Raw genomic sequence first — 20,152 nt, forward strand, 5'->3', positions numbered from 1 at the left:
ATAGGTGGTCAATTAAATGGATTATTTAGAATGGAGACATGTGTTCAAGCTAGATCCAGCTAAGGACATCTCAGATGAGGCACTAGAAAAAATTTGTGAGTCAGGCACAGATGTCATTTTAGTAGGTGGTACGGATGATGTGACATTAGATGGCGTATTAGATTTGCTTGTTCGTGTACGTCGTTTTGAGGTACCAATAGCGCTTGAAATTTCTACAATTGATGCGGTAACTCCAGGATATGATTATTATTTTATTCCAACGGTATTAAATAGTGATGATCCAAAATGGATTAAAAATTTACATCATGAGGCCATAAAAGAGTACGGAGATATCATGGTGTGGGAAGAGTTGGTAGCAGAAGGATATTGTATTTTAAATCCTGATTGTAAAGTAGCACAAGTAACAGGTGCGAAAACGGATTTAACGATTGACGATGTAGTGGCCTATGCACGCATGGCGGAAAATTTCTTTAAATTGCCTGTATTTTATGTCGAGTACAGCGGGATGTATGGGGATCTAGAGGTAGTTCGCGCAGTGAAAAACGAGCTGAAACATACGAAGCTCTTTTATGGTGGAGGCATAACATCTGCAAAGCAAGCGGAGGAAATGGCACAGTTTGCAGATACGGTAGTAGTTGGAAATATTATATATGATGATTTAAAAGCTGCACTTGCGACTGTTAAGGCTGTTAAAAATACGTTATAATTTTAGAACAAATGTTTGTAAGGCGGTGCAAAATGGAACAGTTAACAAAAAATTTACTAGCAGGAATGAATCCTGAACAGGAAAGAGCGGTCAAAACAACTGATGGACCGTTACTTATTATGGCAGGTGCTGGGTCAGGAAAAACACGTGTTTTAACACATCGTATTGCTTATTTAGTGATCGAAAAGGAAGTATATCCATCAAAGATTTTGGCGATTACGTTTACGAATAAAGCAGCACGAGAAATGCGCGAGCGTATTGATGGCGTTCTAGGGAATGGTACCGGCGATAGTATGTGGGTTTCTACTTTCCACTCAATGTGTGTAAGAATTTTACGTCGTAATATCGATCAACTAGGCATATCTCGTAATTTCTCCATTTTAGATTCCACTGATCAGCTATCAGTCATCAAAAATGTGATGAAGGATGAGAATATTGACCCTAAACGTTTTGAGCCACGAGCGATTTTAAATGCGATTAGTGCAGCGAAAAATGAATGTATTACTGCTGACGATTACGCTGGACAAATGAACGATAAAAACCCTTATGAACAAACCGTTGCACGTGTCTATAAAGGCTATGAAAAAAGACTACGCCGCAATCAATCGCTCGATTTTGATGATTTGATTATGACGACGATTACATTGTTTAAACGTGTGCCTGAAGTGCTCGAATACTATCAAAATAAATTTCAATATATTCATGTAGATGAGTACCAAGATACGAATAAATCTCAATATTTACTTGTACAGTTACTGGCAAAGAAATTTAAAAATATTTGTGTTGTAGGGGACTCCGATCAGTCCATCTATCGATGGCGTGGTGCTGACATTGGCAATATCCTATCTTTTGAAAAGGATTATCCTAACGCCAAGGTCATAATGCTTGAGCAGAATTATCGTTCTACTAAACGCATCCTACAGGCGGCAAATGACGTCATTCAAAATAATACAACACGTTACCCAAAAGAACTGCGCACAGAAAATGCAGAGGGTGAAAAAATTGCCTTATATAAAGCTTATAATGAGCAAGAAGAAGCGCAATTTGTTGTACAAACGATTCAGCAATTAATTGAAAAAGAAAATCGTTCATTTGATGACTTTGCTATTTTATATCGTACGAATGCTCAATCACGTGTGATGGAGGAAGTACTTGTTAAATCCAATATGGCCTATCAAATAGTGGGCGGAACAAAGTTCTATGATCGAAAAGAGATTAAAGACTTACTAGCTTATTTACGACTGATTGCCAATAATGATGATGATTTATCACTGGCACGTATTATTAATGAGCCGAAGCGTAGTATTGGAGCTACATCCTTTGAAAAAATGGCACGCTATGCGATTGATCAGGATCGTTCCATTTTTGATGCGATGAATGATCTTGTATTCATGGGTCTAACTGGGAAAGCAGCAAATTCAGCTGAGCAATTTTATGCAATGATTAAAGGCTTTACAGAGATGCAGGATTATTTATCTGTTACTGAAATTGTGGAGCAAGTCATCGATAAATCAGGCTACCGTACAATGCTGCAAAATGAAAAAACAATTGAAGCAGAAAGTCGTCTAGAGAATATTGAAGAGTTTTTATCTGTCACAAAGGCTTTTGAGGAGCGCAGTGATGATAAAAGCTTAATTGCTTTTTTAACAGATTTAGCTCTTATTGCTGATATTGATGCACTAGATAAAGAAGATGCTTCTAAGGGCAATATTATTTTAATGACGATGCATGCCGCTAAAGGCTTAGAATTCCCTATTGTCTTTATTATCGGTATGGAGGAAAATATATTCCCACATTCACGCTCTTTAGACGATCAAGATGAGATGGAAGAGGAACGCCGTCTTATGTATGTTGGCGTGACACGAGCTGAGGAACGTCTCTATTTAACATGTGCACAAAGCCGAACAATTTTTGGTCGTTCAAGCTTTAATAACGCCTCCCGATTCTTAGGTGAAATTTCAGAAGACATTACAGAGTCCATTTCTAAGGCAGGTGCAGAATCAAAGCTACCGTTTGCCACTAATAATCGTTCAACAGCTGGCTATCAAAAGCGCACGCTTGGTGCTATTCAACAAACACAGCCTGCTACAGCTCGTTTACAAGCAACGGGTGGAGATCAATTTGGCTGGAAGGCTGGAGATAAGGCGATTCATAAAAAATGGGGAACGGGTATGGTAGTCAGTGTAAAAGGTGAAGGTGATAGTACAGAGCTTGATATCGCCTTTCCACAACCAATTGGCATAAAACGATTACTAGCTCAATTTGCACCGATTGAAAAAGCGTAAGCGGAGGAACATAAATGAACGAAATAGAACAGCGTGTAGCGGAGTTAAATAAAATATTGCATGAATATGGTCACGCCTATTATGTGTTAGATAATCCTGTTGTAGCTGATAGTGTATACGATCAATTATTACATGAACTGATCGCATTAGAGGAAGCGAATCCATCACTCATTTATCCCGATTCTCCTACACAGCGTGTTGGTGGAGCAGTGGTTGAGGGCTTTAAAAAAGTAACACATGATTATCCAATGCTTAGTCTTTCAAATGCTTTTAATGAAGCAGATTTACGAGAGTTCGATCGTAAAGTACGTCAGGCAATTGGAGACCAATTTTCTTATGTATGTGAGCTGAAAATAGATGGTTTGGCTATTTCATTGAAATATGAAAATGGCGTGTTTGTACAAGGGGCAACAAGAGGAGATGGTGTTGTAGGCGAAGATATTACAGCCAATTTAAAGACAATCCGAGCGATCCCACTACGTTTAAAAGATCCTGTGACAATCGAAGTACGTGGTGAGGCGTACATGCCAAAAAAATCATTTGAAAAATTAAATACGCACCGTGCTGACAATGGAGAAGAATTATTTGCTAACCCGCGTAATGCGGCTGCTGGCTCACTACGTCAGTTAGACCCAAAAATTGCGGCAAGTCGTCAATTATCAACTTTTATCTATGCTATTGGTGGAGATGGTGAGTTATATGGTATTGATGGGCATGCGGAAATGCTTGATTATTTAGAGGGTCTTGGTTTCCCTTCGAACAAAGAGCGTCAGCGTTGCTCGACAATTGAAGAGGTCATGGCCTTTATAGAGCATTGGACAGAAAACCGTCCGAATTTAGCTTACGAAATTGATGGTATCGTTATCAAAGTAGATCGGTATGCTCAACAAGATGAGCTAGGCTACACTGCCAAAAGTCCACGCTGGGCCATTGCCTACAAATTTCCAGCAGAGGAAGTTGTCACAACATTACTTACTATTGATTTAACAGTAGGACGTACAGGTGTAGTAACACCAACGGCTATTTTAACGCCAGTACAAGTAGCAGGGACGACGGTACAACGTGCATCGTTGCACAATGAAGATTTAATTCGAGAGAAGGATATTCGCCTTGGAGATACAGTCATTATTCGAAAAGCTGGTGATATCATTCCTCAAGTGGTAGGTGTGCTAATAGAGCAACGTCCAGAGGACTCAGTCCCTTTTGTCATGCCAAAAAATTGCCCTGTTTGTGATAGTGAATTGATTCGTATTGAAGGTGAAGTAGCTCTACGCTGTGTAAATCCTGCCTGCTTTGCTCAAATTGCGGAAAGCATAAAATACTTTGTTTCGCGCAATGCGATGAATATTGATGGACTTGGAGATAAAGTAGTAGAGCAATTATTGCGTGCAGATTTAATACATGATGTATCTGATTTATATCATTTAACAGTTGAGCAACTTGTAGAACTAGAACGTATGGGCGAAAAATCTGCAACCAATTTAGTGAATGCCATTCAAGCCTCAAAGGAAAACTCAATTGAACGTTTATTAATAGGTTTAGGTATACGTCATGTTGGTGAAAAGGCAGCTAAAATCGTATCAGAGCAATTTGGTTCGATGGAAGCAGTAATGGCAGCAACAGAGGAACAGCTAGTAGCGATTTATGAAATTGGCGATAAAATGGCTTCTTCGTTAGTAGAGTATTTCTCCAATGAAGATGCACGTGCAGTCATTGAGCGTCTTGCTGAGGCAGGCGTGAATATGACGTATAAAGGTAAAAAAGTAGAAGTGGCTATAGGTGATAGTCCCTTTGCAGGTAAAACAATTGTTTTAACTGGTAAACTTGAGCAATTGACACGCAACGAAGCAAAGGCGAAAATAGAAGAGTTAGGTGGTACTGTCACAGGCAGTGTCAGCAAAAAAACAGACCTTGTGATCGCAGGAGCAGATGCAGGCTCTAAACTGACAAAGGCTGAGCAATTAGGTATCGAAGTTTGGAATGAAGACAACTTAATTGAACAACTTAACCTCATCTAATAAGTGCATGACAGCATATCTTTCTCACAGGGAGAATGCGAAACGATTACATCATGGCGTTGAGTGATTCTTCGACCTAAAACTGACTATTAGTAAAGGAGCACTAAATAATGAAGTCTTTTCGACTCATTCCAGCAATTGTAGCTGCTGCAATGCTAGTCGGCTGTGTACCTTCTGACAAGAAGGAAACAGAGCTTACACAGGAAACGCAACAGAAAGAAAAAGCTGAAACAACAATTATCCCAAGCATACAAATTGATGAATCCTATTATAAGACGCTTATTCCTTATAAAGAGAGTGCAAGCAGAGGTCTTGTTGTGTCTAATATTTATACGAAATATGATATGAAGGAAGTTGAATCTGGTTTAATGCGTCTATCTCAAAATGAGTTTGACACGGAAAACTATTACTTCCAAGAAGGTCAATATTTAGCTGAAAGTACGGTGAGCTCTTGGCTTGCCCGTAGTTCACAAACAGAAGATGGTTTAAATCCGCCGACCACAGACACAATGACACCAGAAGAACGGGCAACGAAGGCTCCCGTTTATTTATCCCACATTGTAGAGCAAAATTACTTAACAAAAACGAATGATAATAAAGTGAAATTAGGCGGAATTTCAATAGGTCTTGCCTTAAACTCTATTTATTATTACCAAAAAGAACAGTATGGCGAATATTACGAAAAACCAATTTCAGAAGCTGAACTTGTTGAGCAAGGCAAAAAAATGGCCGCTGAAATTGTTTCCCGTTTACGTACACGTGAAGAGTTAAAAGATGTACCAATTGTTGTTGGTTTGTTTAAGCAGCAAGCTCGCAATCAAATTATTCCAGGGTCATATTTTAGCTATGGTATAGCAAAAGCTGGACAGAACAGTATTGCAGAGTGGGAAGGTATCGATGAAAATTATGTCTTGTTCCCAACTGATGATTCACAGGATGTTTACCGAGATGTCAGCAATAACTTCAAAATTTTTAAGCAAGACGTTGATAAATATTTCTCGAATTATACAAGTGTGATCGGAACAGGCTTCTATCGTAATAAGCAAATACAAAATCTTTCGATTGAAATTCCAATCCAATTTTTCGGTAAAGCAGAAATAATAGGCTTTACGCAATATTTGACGGGTATTCTAATCAATCAATTTGATAATATTCATGTTGAGGTGAGCGTTACTTCTATAAATGGCCCAGAGGCATTAATCATTAAGAAGGCCAATGATAAGGACCCTTACGTGCATGTCTATGATTAATATAGTCAGCCTTTGTGCTGGCTATATTTTTATGTAGATGGCTAGAATTAGAGGGACACAATAGGTAGATAGAGACAACACTTTGTTATAGTAGTGAAAGTTTCTATATTTTTAGTGAAAGTTGTGATTTTTAATATGAAAAATGTTATGATTATTGGCATGGTTAACTTTATTCAACCCTATTGTTATCAATAAAAACAATGAATTGAACCAGTATTCGGAGGTGTGAAAAATGGCTAAATTAACAAAAGAAGAAGTAAAGCACGTGGCAAATTTAGCACGTCTTGCTATTACAGAAGAAGAAGCAGAGAAATTTGCTGAACAGCTTGGAAAAATTACAGACTTTGCGGAGCAGTTAAATGAGCTAGATACAACGAATGTTGAACCAACAACTCACGTTTTACCACTAGTGAATGTAATGCGTGAAGACGTAGCTGTAAAAGGTTTAGACCGTGAAGTAATGATGTTAAACGTAAAAGAACAAGAAGATGGTCAAGTAAAAGTACCAGCTATCATGTAATACTAAAACATAGGAGGATTCCTCATGACGTTATTTGAACGTTCAGCTAAGGAGTTACAAGCGGAAATGAAAGCAGGTAACTTATCAATCGCTGACTTAACGAAAGAAGCATACGAGCGTATTGCAAAGCTTGACAGTGATGTACAAGCATTCCTTGCTTCAAACGAAGAAAAAGCAACTGCACAAGCTGCTGAAATGGATAAAGTCCCATTTGAAGAGCGTGGACCACTGTTTGGTCTTCCAATCGGTGTGAAAGACAACATCGTAACAGAAGGTTTAGAAACAACTTGTGCCTCTAAAATTCTAGAAGGCTTTATGCCAATTTATGATGCCACTGTTGTCAATAAGTTACGTGAAGCTGGCATGATTACAGTGGGTAAATTAAACATGGACGAGTTTGCAATGGGTTCTTCTAACGAAAACTCATACTATAAAACAACAAAAAATCCATGGAACTTAAACCACGTACCAGGGGGATCTTCAGGTGCATCTGCAGCAGCAGTAGCAGCAGGTGAAGTACCATTCTCTCTTGGTTCAGATACAGGTGGTTCAATCCGTCAACCAGCAGCTTACTGTGGTGTTGTAGGGATGAAGCCTACATATGGTCGTGTATCTCGTTTTGGTCTAGTTGCATTTGCCTCTTCTTTAGATCAAATTGGACCAATTACACGCAACGTTGAAGATAATGCGCTATTATTAGAAGCCATCGCAGGCTTAGATCCAAATGATTCTACATCGGCAAACGTAGAGGTACCAAATTACGCTGCAGCGCTTACTGGTGATGTAAAAGGCTTACGTATTGCTGTACCAAAGGAATTCCTTGGTGAAGGTGTTGGCGAGGCAGCACGTCAATCAGTGCTTACTGCATTAGAGGTATTAAAAGGCCTAGGTGCTACTGTAGAAGAAGTATCACTTCCTCATTCAAAATATGCACTTGCTGCATACTATATCCTTTCTTCATCTGAAGCGTCTTCTAACTTATCTCGTTTCGATGGTATCCGTTATGGTTTCCGTGCAGAAAATGTTACAAATTTGATGGACCTTTATAAAGAAACACGTGCACAAGGTTTTGGTGATGAAGTAAAACGCCGCATCATGCTTGGAACTTACTCACTAAGTGCCGGCACGTATGATGCGTATTATAAAAAAGCGCAACAAGCACGTACACTTATCAAAGCAGACTACGACAAAGTATTTGAAGACTTTGATGTTATCATTGGGCCTACATCCCCAACACCAGCATTTAAAATTGGTGAAAACGTCGATGATCCGATGACAATGTATGCGAACGATATTTTAACAATCCCGATGAACTTAGCTGGAGTACCTGCTATTTCAATTCCATGTGGCTTTGAAAACGGACTACCACTTGGTTTACAAATTATTGGTAAATACTTCGATGAAGCAACTATTTACCGTGTAGCTCATGCTTTTGAACAAGCAACAGAGTTCCATAAACAAGTTCCTCAAATGTGGGAGGGAAAATAACATGAACTTTGAAACAGTCATTGGTTTAGAAGTACACGTTGAGTTGAAAACAAACTCAAAAATCTTCTCACCAGCACCAGCTCATTTTGGTGCTGAACCAAATACAAATACAACAGTAATTGATTTAGGGTACCCTGGTGTCCTACCAGTCCTTAACAAAAATGTAGTAGATTTCGCAATGCGTGCTGCACTTGCACTTAATATGGAAATCGAACAAGAAACAAAATTTGACCGTAAAAACTACTTCTATCCAGATAATCCGAAAGCTTATCAAATTTCACAATTTGATAAACCAATCGGTAAAAACGGCTGGATCGATATTGAAGTAGACGGCTATACAAAACGTATCGGTATTACACGTCTTCATATGGAAGAAGATGCTGGTAAACTTTCACATGCTGGGGATCACTCATTAGTTGACTTTAACCGTCAAGGTACACCACTTGTTGAGATTGTTTCTGAGCCAGACATTCGTACACCAAACGAAGCATATGCTTACCTAGAAAAATTAAAATCAATTATTCAATATACAGACGTATCTGATTGTAAGATGGAAGAAGGCTCATTACGTTGTGATGCCAACATTTCTCTTCGTCCGTATGGTCAAGAAGAATTTGGCACAAAAACGGAGCTTAAAAACCTGAACTCCTTCAACTATGTTCGTCGTGGTTTAGAGCATGAGGAATTACGTCAAGCAGATGTATTATTATCAGGCGGTATTATTGAGCAAGAAACACGTCGTTTCGATGAAAAAACAGGTAAAACAATTTTAATGCGTGTGAAAGAGGGAACAGATGATTACCGTTACTTCCCAGAGCCAGACTTAGTTCGTCTTTCGATTGATGATGCATGGCTAGAGAGAGTGAAATCAGAAATTCCTGAGCTTCCAGATGCTCGTAAAAAACGTTATGTAGAAGAATTAGGCTTAACACCATATGATGCAGGAGTTCTTGTTATTTCTAAAGAAATCTCAGACTTCTTCGAGGCAATGATTGTGAACGGTGCAGATGCGAAACTTTCTGCTAACTGGCTAATGGGTGATGTTTCAGCTTACTTAAATGCGGAACAAAAAGACCTTAAAGATACTGCACTAACACCAGAAAACCTTGCTGAGATGGTGAAATTAATCACTGACGGAACAATTTCTTCTAAGATCGGTAAAAAAGTATTTGCTGAATTAGTAGAAAACGGTGGTTCTGCACAGGATATTGTGAAGGCGAAAGGTTTAGTTCAAATTTCCGATGAAGGTGCACTACTAGCCATCGTAACAGAAGTTTTAGATAACAATGCACAATCTATCGAAGACTTTAAAAATGGTAAAGATCGTGCGATTGGCTTCTTAGTTGGTCAAATTATGAAGGCAACAAAAGGTCAAGCCAACCCTCCAATGGTTAATAAATTATTACAACAAGAAATTGCCAAACGATAATACTCGTTGTAACATAATAGCCGAGAGAGCTTTATTGCTCCCTCGGCTATTAATTTTCAAAAATGTAACTAATTTGCAATTTATAACACTTAATAGTTGTTTAAAAAGAGTATTCATAGCAAAATATAGAATAGACAATAATAAGGGGGACGAGCCAATGAAAACTGAACAACAATATTTTCAAGAAGCTATTTCGATACAACAATATATGGAGAACATGACGACGTTGAAAGAAGAGAGCTTCCGTATTTATGATGGTTTTGAAGTGCCAACAAACGATGGCTTCATCGAATTACTAAAAGATAAGCAGCCAAAAATTTTAACTATTACAGAAGATTGGTGCGGAGACGCTATGTTAAACAACCCTATTATTCGTCGTGTTGCTGAAGCGGCAGGGTTAGAAATGCGTACCGTTTTTCGCGATGCTGATACAGAGTTAATTGATCGTTATTTAACAAACGGTGGTCGTGCTATCCCGATTTATCTGTTGTTAGATGATGCAGGTGAGGTTGTAGGAAAATGGGGACCACGTGCGCCTGAATTACAAGAGTTAGTCGTAACGAAACGAGCGAGTTTACCAGATAAAGAAGATCCAACATTTGAAGAAGCTCAAAAAGCTCTTTATGCAGAAATTCGAGAGGAAAATATCTCGAACTCAACTTACTGGACGTATGTCTATGAGGACTTTAAAAAACAGGTAACAAACGCATTACAAAAATAACAAGAGCATTGCAACATTTCAACGTAGAATTTCGTTGAATGAAATAGAATCTTATGAAGCAGGAAGGTATGTTATGAAACGAGCAAGAATCATTTATAATCCTACATCTGGACGCGAAGTATTTAAGAAACATCTACCAGAGGTGTTGGAAAAACTAGAGGTAGCAGGCTATGAGACATCCTGTCATGCAACAACATGTGAGGGAGATGCAACGCTTGCAGCAAAAAATGCGGTAGAGCGTGGTTTTGATATCATCATCGCAGTTGGTGGAGATGGCACATTAAATGAAGTTGTTTCAGGTGTAAGTCCATTTGAAAACCGTCCGAAAGTTGGTCTAATTCCGATGGGCACTACAAATGATTTTGCCCGTGCTGTGCATATTCCTCGAAATATTGATGAGGCTGTAGACATTATAATTCAAGGCGACACATTACCAGTGGACGTGGGTCTCTTAAATGGCGAACGCTATTTCATTAATATTGCTGCTGGGGGACGCATTACAGAACTCACTTATGAAGTACCAAGTAAAATGAAAACAATGCTTGGTCAGTTAGCCTATTATGTAAAGGCAGTAGAAATGATTCCATCCATCAAAGCTTCCCATATGCGTATTGAATATGATGGCGAAGTATTTGATGGGGACGCCATGATGTTCCTATGTGGTTTAACGAATTCAGTAGGTGGCTTTGAAAAACTTGCCCCTGATGCGAGTATTAATGATGGTTACTTTACAGTAATAGTACTGAAAAAAGTAAGCCTTCCAGAGTTTATTCAACTAGCTGCTATGGCATTACGAGGCGAACATTTAAATGACGATCGTGTCATTTATAAAAAAGCCAGCGTTGTCAAAGTCACGACTGAAAACGAAGTCCATCTTAACCTAGATGGCGAATATGGCGGAGACGCACCGGCTACATTTGAAAATCTGAAGCGTCACATTGAAATCTTTGTCCCACTTGCAGATATTCGAGAAGAAGACCGTATTTAATCAATCCAAAAAGCTCATCCTATTTTAGTTGGATGAGCTTTTTGGATTCTATCTGATCGTACTTATAAAAGTAAGGGATCTGCATATTAGGAAGTCCCCTAAAGAGAAAAGCTTCACCACTCCCAAAAATATCTACCCCCCCCACACTCCCAAAGTTAACCTTCCCAATAGAAGCCGAAAACCAGAACTGTGCCACATAAGAATCTCTGAAAACCTACTTAATCCGATTGCTTGCTTTATTAAATTGGAATGGACTAAATTATACAATTTCATCTTTAGAACTTAGATTGTGAATGAATTTAGAAAAATGTTTGGCAAATGTGCGTATATTAGTTGAACAAAATTTGAAACCTTAATAATAGCCTGAAATTTCGGTCCGTTATTAAGGTTTTATTCGTTGTAATAGTGGAAAATGGGGGTATGGATAAGGGAAAGGAAGTGTTGCCTTTGTATAAGTCACAAGAAAAGAAACTTATATGGATAAGTTTTGGTGTTGCAATTATTATGCTACTTTCCATTCTTGGAAGAATATTTGGAAGTTAGGGGGGCAATGAGATGATTAATGAATCAGCAGTCTTTTGGAGTCGAGCATTAACGGAGTTAACATTATCGTTCCATATTATTTATGCAACGATTGGTGTAGGTGTCCCGTTGATGATTATGATTGCTCAATGGACTGGGTATAAAAAGAATGATGAGCATTATATCTTAATGGCGAGACGTTGGGCGCGTGGTTTTGTTATTACTGTGGCCGTAGGTGTTGTAACAGGAACTGCCATTGGCTTACAGCTTTCATTATTGTGGCCTAACTTTATGCAACTTGCTGGTCAAACGATTGCATTACCATTGTTTATGGAAACGTTTGCATTTTTCTTTGAAGCTATATTTTTAGGGATCTATTTATATACATGGGACCGCTTTGATAGTCAGAAAAAACATATGCTACTATTAATTCCTGTCGCTGTTGGAGCGTCGATGTCAGCGGTCTTCATTACAATTGTTAATGCTTTTATGAATGCACCACAAGGATTTGATATTGTAGACGGAGAACTTGTCAATATTCAACCTTTTTTAGCGATGTTTAACCCAGCCATGCCGACAAAGGTAGCGCATGTACTTGTGACAGCGTATATGACATCAGCATTTGTACTAGCAGCTATTGCGGGATACAGAATGTTAAAAGGCTCTAAGCATGTATACCATAAAAAATCCTTGCTTTTACTTATGAAAATTGGCTTAATTTTCTCCATAGCTGCTGCTGTAATTGGAGATTTTTCAGGAAAATACTTAGCTGAATATCAACCCGAAAAACTAGCCGCTGCAGAATGGCATTTTGAAACAGAGGGTAAAGCATCGCTTGTATTATTTGGTGTATTAGATGGAGAAGAAGTAAAATACGCCATTAAAATTCCGTATGCTTTGAGCATTCTTGCACATTTTAATCCTAACGCAGAGGTAATTGGCTTAGATCAATTTGCGGAGGAGGATTTACCACCACTCTATATTCATTATCTCTTTGATATTATGGTGTCCATTGGTATGTTTATGGTGCTAGTTTCATTACTTTATGTTGTAGGGAAAGCACGGGGCTGGCAATTTATTCATTCGCGATGGTATAGATGGATTATTGTTGCGGGAGGACCTCTGTCAATCATTGCCATCGAAGCAGGTTGGTGGCTTGCGGAAGTTGGACGTCAACCATGGATACTGTATGGTCTAATGCGCACACCGGAGGGAGCTACTACGAGTGACCATGTGGATTTAATGATGCTATTGTTCGCAGGTGTTTATGCAGTTTTAGCAGTAGGAAGTATTGTCGTCTTGGTTCGAATGTTTAAAAAGAATCCAATCGAGCGTGAAATTGAAGATCGCCACTCTGAAAAAGGCGGTGACATCCTATGACGTTAGAGGTATTAGGTATTTCCGTATTATGGATTTTTCTATTTGGCTATGTCATTGTCGCATCCATTGATTTTGGTGCAGGCTTCTTCAACGCTTATAGCCTACTAATTGGTAAAAATCATATTTTAACAAATATTATCAAACGTTATTTATCGCCTGTCTGGGAAGTAACCAATGTCTTTTTAGTATTCTTCTTCGTAGGGATCGTTGGATTTTTCCCACAAACTGCTTTTTATTACGGAACGATTTTACTTGTGCCAGTCAGTATTTCGCTTGTACTGTTAGCAATTCGTGGCTCCTACTATGCCTTTGAATCGTACGGCACGCGAGGACATATAGGGTATACGCTGACATACGGTGTGGCAGGTTTATTAATTCCCGCTTCCTTATCTGTTGTTTTTGCCATTGCTGGTGGAGGCTATGTTGATCTGATTGATGGGCAACCTGTGCTAAACTACTGGACTTTATATACAAGTCCATTTGCTTGGAGCATTGTGGTACTGAGCATCGCTGCTGTGCTGTATATTTCAGCCGTATTTTTAACGTGGTATGCTCATAAAGCAAATGACGTAGAAGCGACTAAACTGATGCGAAAATATGCACTTGTTTGGGCAGCACCGTTAATGATTAGTGCACTGGGCATTATGTATGAAATGAAATCCATTAACCCAGAAAGTTATAGTCACATGGTGAATTTATGGTGGATGTTTGCGATTTCAGCTGTCTTATTTATTATTACAGTCATGCTCATTGCCATGCGTAAAAAGTACGGACTTGCAGTTGGGCTTCTTATTGCTCAATTTGCTGTAGCCTTCTTTGCATATGGGATAGCACAATATCCATACTTACTGTATCCGTATTTAACAATTTATGATAGTTTTACAAGCACACAAATGGCGGTTGCTTTAGTCATCGCATTTATTTTAGGGCTGTGCCTTCTTCTTCCTTCACTCTATTTATTGATGAAACTATTCTTGTTCAATAAAAACTATGTGACAGGAAAAGAAGACAATCACGCATAGGAGGAAATCAAGGTATGCAAAGTTTCTTAATTTTTTATGCACCTTTTATTGTCGTCATTCTTGGGATCTTGTGTGCATTTTGGTGGGCACCAAGGGATTATCATATTACAAAAGAGCAAGAAAAGAGTCGCGAATAGCGGCTCTTTTTTCAAGTTAGTGAGGAGAACAATATAACGGGCAAGTCTTGTTCTTTTTTCATTCGCCAACACATGCTACAATAAGGAGATTGAAATGGAGGATGTACGAATGTCAGCACCCGTGAAAAAAAATGATCGACTTTCAGTTTATATAGAAGATTTAACACATGATGGCAATGGCGTCGCAAAGGTTGATGGCTACCCATTATTTATACAAGGCGCACTTCCAAACGAAACAGCTGAAATACATGTGATGAAAACCTTAAAAAATTATGGCTTTGCAAAAGTAGTAGATATTATTAAGCCATCTTCAGATCGAGTAGCAGCACCCTGTGATTATTTCAAGCAATGTGGCGGCTGTCAATTACAGCATTTATCCTATGAGGGGCAGTTAAAATGGAAAGAAAATATGGTGCGCAATGTGATGCAGCGCATTGGTAAAATTAATGCACCTGTTCTTCCTGTAAAAGGAATGGAAGAGCCTTGGCATTACCGTAATAAAGCGCAAATCCCCTTCTCTGTAAATGAAGAAGGACAAGCGATTGCAGGTTTTTATAAAACAAAAACGCATAGCATTGTAGATATGGATCGTTGCTTAATTCAAACAGGAGAAGCGGACGCCATTCTTGCAGGCTTGAAAAAGGAATTAACGGCGATAGGAATTCGCCCTTACAATGAGCATACACACGAAGGAATGCTGCGACACGTTGTCATTCGTAAAGCACGAGCAACAGGTGAGGTCATGGTTGTCCTTGTAACAAAAAAGAAAAAGTTCCCACAAAAAGAGGCAGCCGTTGCAGTGATTCAAAGATTAGTTCCGAACGTTACGTCGATTATGCAAAATGTGAATAATGAAAAAACCAATGTGATTTTTGGTGATGATACCATCAATCTTTGGGGCAAGGACATCATTATTGATACAATTGGCGATGTACGTTTTGAGATTTCAGCTCGTTCCTTCTATCAAGTCAACCCAGAGCAAACAGAGGTCCTCTATAAACAAGCATTGGATTATGCTGACTTGCAGGGGGATGAACGCGTCATTGATGCGTATTGTGGCATTGGTACCATCTCTTTATTCCTGGCACAAAAAGCAAAGGCAGTCATGGGCGTGGAGATTGTCCCACAAGCAATTGAAGATGCTAAACGCAACGCAGTACTCAATGGTTTTACCAATACTTATTTTGAGGCTGGCCCAGCAGAGGAAGTTATACCGAGATGGTATAAGGAGGGCAAGGAAGCAGACGTACTAGTAGTCGATCCACCACGCAAAGGCTGCGACGCAGCACTTCTAACTACCATTTTAGAGCAACGACCAAAACGAGTGGTCTATGTATCCTGTAACCCAGCTACACTAGCACGTGACCTTCGCATTTTGGAGGATGGCGGCTATCAAACACAGGAAATTCAGCCAGTAGACATGTTCCCGCATTCGACGCATTGTGAAGCGGTTGCTTGGCTAACGTTAGTAGAGTAGAAAAGCAGATGGTGTAGAGAAATCTATACTATCTGCTTTCTATTTAGACAATTACCATTTAAGAACATTTTCGATATAATAAATGTGACTGATTTTCAAAAAGTTATTGGGCATGATATAAATGTAAAATTGAGCTTTATATTTTGGACTGAAAGTATAGAGTTTTATTCATAGTGAGAGGATTTGGGTTTAACATGATAGATAATTTTTGGCGTGATTTACCACGACCATTTTTTGTGCTGGCACCAATGGAAGATGTGACAGATGTTGTTTTTCGACATGTAGTAAATGAAGCGGGTCGGCCGGATGTATTTTTTACAGAGTTTACAAATTCGGATAGCTATTGTCATCCAGAGGGACAGAAAAGTGTACGTGGCCGTTTGACTTTTACAGAAGATGAGCAGCCAATGGTGGCACATATTTGGGGGGATAATCCCGACTATTTCCGTCAAATGAGTATTGGTATGGCAGAGCTCGGTTTTAAAGGCATTGATATTAATATGGGTTGCCCTGTACCGAATGTGGCATCAAGAGGAAAAGGGAGTGGCCTTATTCTCCGTCCAGATGTCGCGGCAGAATTGATTCAAGCAGCAAAAGCGGGTGGATTGCCTGTCAGTGTGAAAACCCGTCTTGGCTATAAGGAGATAAATGAGTGGGAGGAGTGGCTAACACATATTTTACAACAAGATATAGCGAACCTTTCGATTCATCTACGAACAAGAAAGGAAATGAGCTTAGTAGATGCGCATTGGGAGCTTATTCCGGAAATCAAAAAATTACGTGACCGTATTGCACCAAATACGCTACTAACAATCAATGGAGATATTCCTGACCGTCAAACGGGACTGCAGCTAGCTGAACAATATGGTATTGATGGCGTGATGATTGGGCGAGGTATTTTTAAAAATCCGTTTGCTTTTGAAAAAGAGCCAAAAGAGCATAGCAGTAAAGAGTATCTTGATCTTTTAAGACTGCAGCTCGATCTGCAAGATCAATATGCGGAAGTACTACCACGTTCCATCACAGGGCTTCACCGCTTTTTCAAAATTTATGTCAAAGGATTCCGTGGAGCTGGTGAATTAAGAAGCCAATTGATGAACACGAAATCAACAGATGAAGTGCGTGCATTGCTAGATAACTTTGAAGCAAATAATATGGAGTGACCTGTTAGCTGGTAAGAATGGAGCATAATTCATAAAAAGCAAGGGCAGGAGTAAGCAATATCCACTCCTTACTCTTGCTTTTTTTCTGGTATAAAGGCTACAAATGAATCTTCCTATTTATTTTAACCTTTATAAGCAAACAGCATTTTTAGACAAAATCAAATACATCACCAATCAATCTCCCTATGCCTCTAAGTAACCAGAAAAGGACTCTAAAAGGCAAGAGAATGAGTTCAGGTATCCAAACGAGTATATCAAAAATGAAATCTAAAAATGTATAACCGCTGTGGTACTTCTTGCCTTTTCTTCTTTGCCACCAATCCTTCATAAATTCTCAATCCTTTTTAACCGTTACAATTTTTTAATATATTTACGATCAAATGTTTATTAAGTTTCAAATGAACAGTAGAGGCTATCATCTTTTGCTAAAAAACGTTTTTGTTTAGGCATGTGTAGCTACTTTCGTAGCGCATATTTCTTCACATAACAGTATACTGCTAAAACATAAACTTGCCTTTTTCGAATGTGCATATTACAATAAAAAGTAAGTTAATAGCAGGTTTGAGTAACTGAGAGACCATTGAAAACGTATGTACCTAGCGTACATATGCTTTTGATGGTCTTTTTTTATCTTTAAAATGATGAGGGAGGAAATAAAATATGAGTACAGCTTCTGCGATACAACGACAACAAACAATGGAGGAACTACAAGGCAGGGAGTATGATTTATTAGTAATTGGTGGGGGCATTACAGGATGTGGTATTGCACTAGATGCTATTGCTCGCGGTCTTTCTGTAGCATTAGTGGAAATGCAGGATTTTGCAGCAGGTACCTCTAGCCGTTCGACAAAATTAGTACATGGTGGTTTACGCTATTTAAAGCAATTTGAAATAAAAGAGGTAGCAGAGTTAGGAAAGGAACGTGCCATTGTTTATGAAAATGGTCCACATGTGACAACACCTGTTTGGATGCTGTTACCTTTTCATAAGGGCGGGACATTTGGAAAATACTCTACAAATCTTGGCTTGCGTGTCTATGATTTTTTAGCAGGAGTCAGACGTGCTGAGCGTCGTTATATGTTAAATGCAGTTGAAACCGTTGAGAAGGAGCCATTAGTGAAGACAAAGGGATTACTTGGTGGTGGTATGTATGTGGAATACCGTACGGATGATGCTCGTTTAACGATTGAGGTAGCGAAGGCAGCGATTGAAAAAGGTGCAACATTAATTAATTATATGAAAGCCGAAAACTTCTTATATAATGAACAGCGAAAAATCAATGGCATTGTAGCAAAGGATATAATAACAGATCGTACAATCGATATTCGTGCAAAGGCAGTGGTTAATGCTGCTGGTCCATGGGTGGATGATGTGCGCACAATTGAAGGGAAGCAGGCAGGGAAGCATTTAATTTTATCAAAAGGTGTGCATATTGTTTTTGATGAATCAAAATTCCCATTAAAACAAGCTGTTTATTTTGATACACCTGATGGTCGTATGGTATTTGCCATTCCTCGTCAAGGTAAGACCTATGTAGGAACAACAGATACATTTTATGAGGGCGATGCTCGTAATATGGATATTTATCAAGAGGATCGCGATTATATAATGAACGCGATTCGTTATATGTTCCCAAATGTAAAGGTGACAGATGCGGATATTGAATCAAGCTGGGCAGGTGTGCGTCCGTTGATTCATGAGGACGGAAAAAATCCGTCTGAAATTTCTCGTAAGGATGAAGTGTGGGTATCACCATCAGGACTTGTAACAATTGCAGGTGGGAAATTAACAGGCTACCGTAAAATGGCTGAAACGGTATTAAATACGATTGCACAGGAACTAGAGCAACAATTTGGCATTCAATCTTCTCCATGTACAACAAAGAAAATACCAATTTCTGGTGGTGATATTGGCGGTTCAAAGAAATTATATGCCTTCTTACATGACCATACAAGATTAGGCAAAAAATTAGGCTTATCCGAAGAAGAGGCTAAATTTTTAACACAGCATTATGGTAGCAATGTAGATATTGTCTTTAACTATGTTAAGGAAGGACATCCAGTTTTACCATCATGGCTGTATGCACAATTAATGTATGGTATTCATCATGAATTGGTCGTTCATCCGAATGACTTTATGGTTCGCCGTACAGGATATATGTTCTTCCAAATGGCCATTGTTAAACAATATAAAGAGGCTATTTTAGATGAAATGGCTAAGCAACTCAACTGGACAGCACAGCAACGTACACAATATGAAGAAGATGTTAAGAAAGAAATAAAACGAGCGACAACTGCGCTATAATGAGGTAGTTACTCTCATAATATAAGGTGAGCATTTACCCTGTATTATAAGGGAAGGAGAGAATGGTATGCATTTTGATAATCAACAGGTAATTCCTGCAGCGCGTACTGTTAAGCAGTTTGACGAAATAATAGCAAGTCCATTCACTTATATTGTCCTCTTGGAGGTGCATATTAGCTTATTGATGTCTTTAAAGCGTGAGGCACATCGGCATGGAAAAAAATTAATTATTCATGCTGATTTAATTCATGGCTTAAAAACGGATAATTTTGCAGCGGACTTTTTATGTAATGATGTTCGTCCCGCTGGTATTATTTCAACTCGTTCCAATATGCTAATGAAAGCCAAAGCTCGTGGAATTATGGCTATTCAACGTGTGTTTTTGATTGATACGATTGCTCTTGAAAAAAGTTATTCGATGATTGAAACAGCACAGCCTGATTATATTGAGCTATTACCAGGCATTATTCCGTCTATGATTCAAGAAATCTATGAGCGGACACAAATCCCTGTTATTACAGGTGGCTTAGTGCGTACAGTGGACAATATTGAAGAAGCGTTAACTGGGGGCGCTATCGCCGTTACAACATCTAATAAGAAATTATGGGAAAATTTCAATAAATAGTTGACTCTGTATGTTTTTTTCTCTAAAATGAACTTAAGTTCATAAGCGCGTGGTTAGGAAAAGGAACCCACATTTGTTCATCTACATGTTTTAATGTAGTTTGATTAAATGTGGGTT

General features: G+C 38.8%; 17 protein-coding genes. 16 read left to right on the forward strand and 1 reads right to left on the reverse strand.

The window, feature by feature from the left end:
* Nucleotides 1–16 precede the first annotated feature (16 nt).
* The 14 genes from CRI88_RS18210 (at nt 17) to CRI88_RS18270 (ending at nt 17,106) form a co-directional block, all read left to right on the forward strand.
* Nucleotides 17–706, forward strand: coding sequence for a heptaprenylglyceryl phosphate synthase (locus CRI88_RS18210; protein WP_101966911.1), 690 nt, complete (start codon nt 17–19; stop codon nt 704–706).
* Between the two features lie 32 nt (nt 707–738).
* Complete coding sequence (pcrA, locus tag CRI88_RS18215; protein WP_036123463.1) at nt 739–2,991, forward strand: DNA helicase PcrA; 2,253 nt, start codon at nt 739–741, stop codon at nt 2,989–2,991.
* A 14-nt stretch (nt 2,992–3,005) separates the two neighbouring features.
* Nucleotides 3,006–5,009, forward strand: coding sequence for an NAD-dependent DNA ligase LigA (ligA, locus tag CRI88_RS18220; protein WP_101966912.1), 2,004 nt, complete (start codon nt 3,006–3,008; stop codon nt 5,007–5,009).
* A 110-nt stretch (nt 5,010–5,119) separates the two neighbouring features.
* Nucleotides 5,120–6,259 (forward strand): CamS family sex pheromone protein, encoded by a 1,140-nt coding sequence (locus CRI88_RS18225; RefSeq protein ID WP_036123459.1) that lies wholly within the window; start codon nt 5,120–5,122, stop codon nt 6,257–6,259.
* Between the two features lie 232 nt (nt 6,260–6,491).
* Entirely contained in the window at nt 6,492–6,779 is a 288-nt protein-coding gene (gene gatC, locus CRI88_RS18230) for an Asp-tRNA(Asn)/Glu-tRNA(Gln) amidotransferase subunit GatC (protein ID WP_004225708.1), read from the forward strand.
* A gap of 24 nt (nt 6,780–6,803) precedes the next feature.
* Nucleotides 6,804–8,267 carry an Asp-tRNA(Asn)/Glu-tRNA(Gln) amidotransferase subunit GatA gene (gene gatA / locus CRI88_RS18235; protein WP_058844195.1) on the forward strand — a complete coding sequence of 488 codons (1,464 nt, stop codon included), beginning with the start codon at nt 6,804–6,806 and terminating at the stop codon, nt 8,265–8,267.
* A gap of 1 nt (nt 8,268) precedes the next feature.
* A complete protein-coding gene (gene gatB, locus CRI88_RS18240) occupies nt 8,269–9,696 on the forward strand; it encodes an Asp-tRNA(Asn)/Glu-tRNA(Gln) amidotransferase subunit GatB (protein ID WP_036123454.1) in 1,428 nt (475 codons plus the stop codon).
* A gap of 157 nt (nt 9,697–9,853) precedes the next feature.
* Nucleotides 9,854–10,417, forward strand: coding sequence for a thioredoxin family protein (locus CRI88_RS18245; RefSeq protein WP_036123452.1), 564 nt, complete (start codon nt 9,854–9,856; stop codon nt 10,415–10,417).
* A 73-nt stretch (nt 10,418–10,490) separates the two neighbouring features.
* Nucleotides 10,491–11,405: a diacylglycerol kinase gene (locus CRI88_RS18250; RefSeq protein WP_036123451.1), complete on the forward strand. Its 915-nt coding sequence runs from the start codon at nt 10,491–10,493 to the stop codon at nt 11,403–11,405.
* 555 nt (nt 11,406–11,960) lie between these two features.
* The gene (locus tag CRI88_RS18255) at nt 11,961–13,307 is read left to right on the forward strand and encodes a cytochrome ubiquinol oxidase subunit I (protein WP_101966913.1); all 1,347 of its coding nucleotides are present in this window, start codon (nt 11,961–11,963) and stop codon (nt 13,305–13,307) included.
* Complete coding sequence (locus CRI88_RS18260; protein WP_036123446.1) at nt 13,304–14,329, forward strand: cytochrome d ubiquinol oxidase subunit II; 1,026 nt, start codon at nt 13,304–13,306, stop codon at nt 14,327–14,329. Before CRI88_RS18255 ends, CRI88_RS18260 begins: the two co-directional genes overlap by 4 nt.
* Nucleotides 14,330–14,343: 14 nt before the next feature.
* Nucleotides 14,344–14,466, forward strand: coding sequence for a cytochrome bd oxidase small subunit CydS family protein (cydS, locus tag CRI88_RS23030; RefSeq protein ID WP_004225690.1), 123 nt, complete (start codon nt 14,344–14,346; stop codon nt 14,464–14,466).
* Nucleotides 14,467–14,575: 109 nt separating this feature from the next.
* Complete coding sequence (rlmD, locus tag CRI88_RS18265; RefSeq protein ID WP_101966940.1) at nt 14,576–15,943, forward strand: 23S rRNA (uracil(1939)-C(5))-methyltransferase RlmD; 1,368 nt, start codon at nt 14,576–14,578, stop codon at nt 15,941–15,943.
* Between the two features lie 194 nt (nt 15,944–16,137).
* The gene (locus CRI88_RS18270; protein WP_101966914.1) at nt 16,138–17,106 is read left to right on the forward strand and encodes a tRNA dihydrouridine synthase; all 969 of its coding nucleotides are present in this window, start codon (nt 16,138–16,140) and stop codon (nt 17,104–17,106) included.
* 148 nt (nt 17,107–17,254) lie between these two features.
* Here CRI88_RS18270 and CRI88_RS18275 read toward each other — a convergent pair whose 3' ends face one another.
* The gene (locus CRI88_RS18275; RefSeq protein WP_101966915.1) at nt 17,255–17,434 is read right to left on the reverse strand and encodes a hypothetical protein; all 180 of its coding nucleotides are present in this window, start codon (nt 17,432–17,434) and stop codon (nt 17,255–17,257) included.
* 332 nt (nt 17,435–17,766) lie between these two features.
* Between CRI88_RS18275 and CRI88_RS18280 the strand changes: the two genes are divergently transcribed.
* Both CRI88_RS18280 and CRI88_RS18285 read left to right on the forward strand, forming a co-directional pair.
* Nucleotides 17,767–19,410 carry a glycerol-3-phosphate dehydrogenase/oxidase gene (locus CRI88_RS18280; RefSeq protein ID WP_101966916.1) on the forward strand — a complete coding sequence of 548 codons (1,644 nt, stop codon included), beginning with the start codon at nt 17,767–17,769 and terminating at the stop codon, nt 19,408–19,410.
* A gap of 67 nt (nt 19,411–19,477) precedes the next feature.
* A complete protein-coding gene (locus CRI88_RS18285; protein WP_036123424.1) occupies nt 19,478–20,035 on the forward strand; it encodes a glycerol-3-phosphate responsive antiterminator in 558 nt (185 codons plus the stop codon).
* Nucleotides 20,036–20,152 lie beyond the last annotated feature (117 nt).

The organism is Lysinibacillus fusiformis (assembly GCF_002845985.1).
In the GTDB taxonomy this organism is placed as follows: domain Bacteria; phylum Bacillota; class Bacilli; order Bacillales_A; family Planococcaceae; genus Lysinibacillus; species Lysinibacillus fusiformis_D.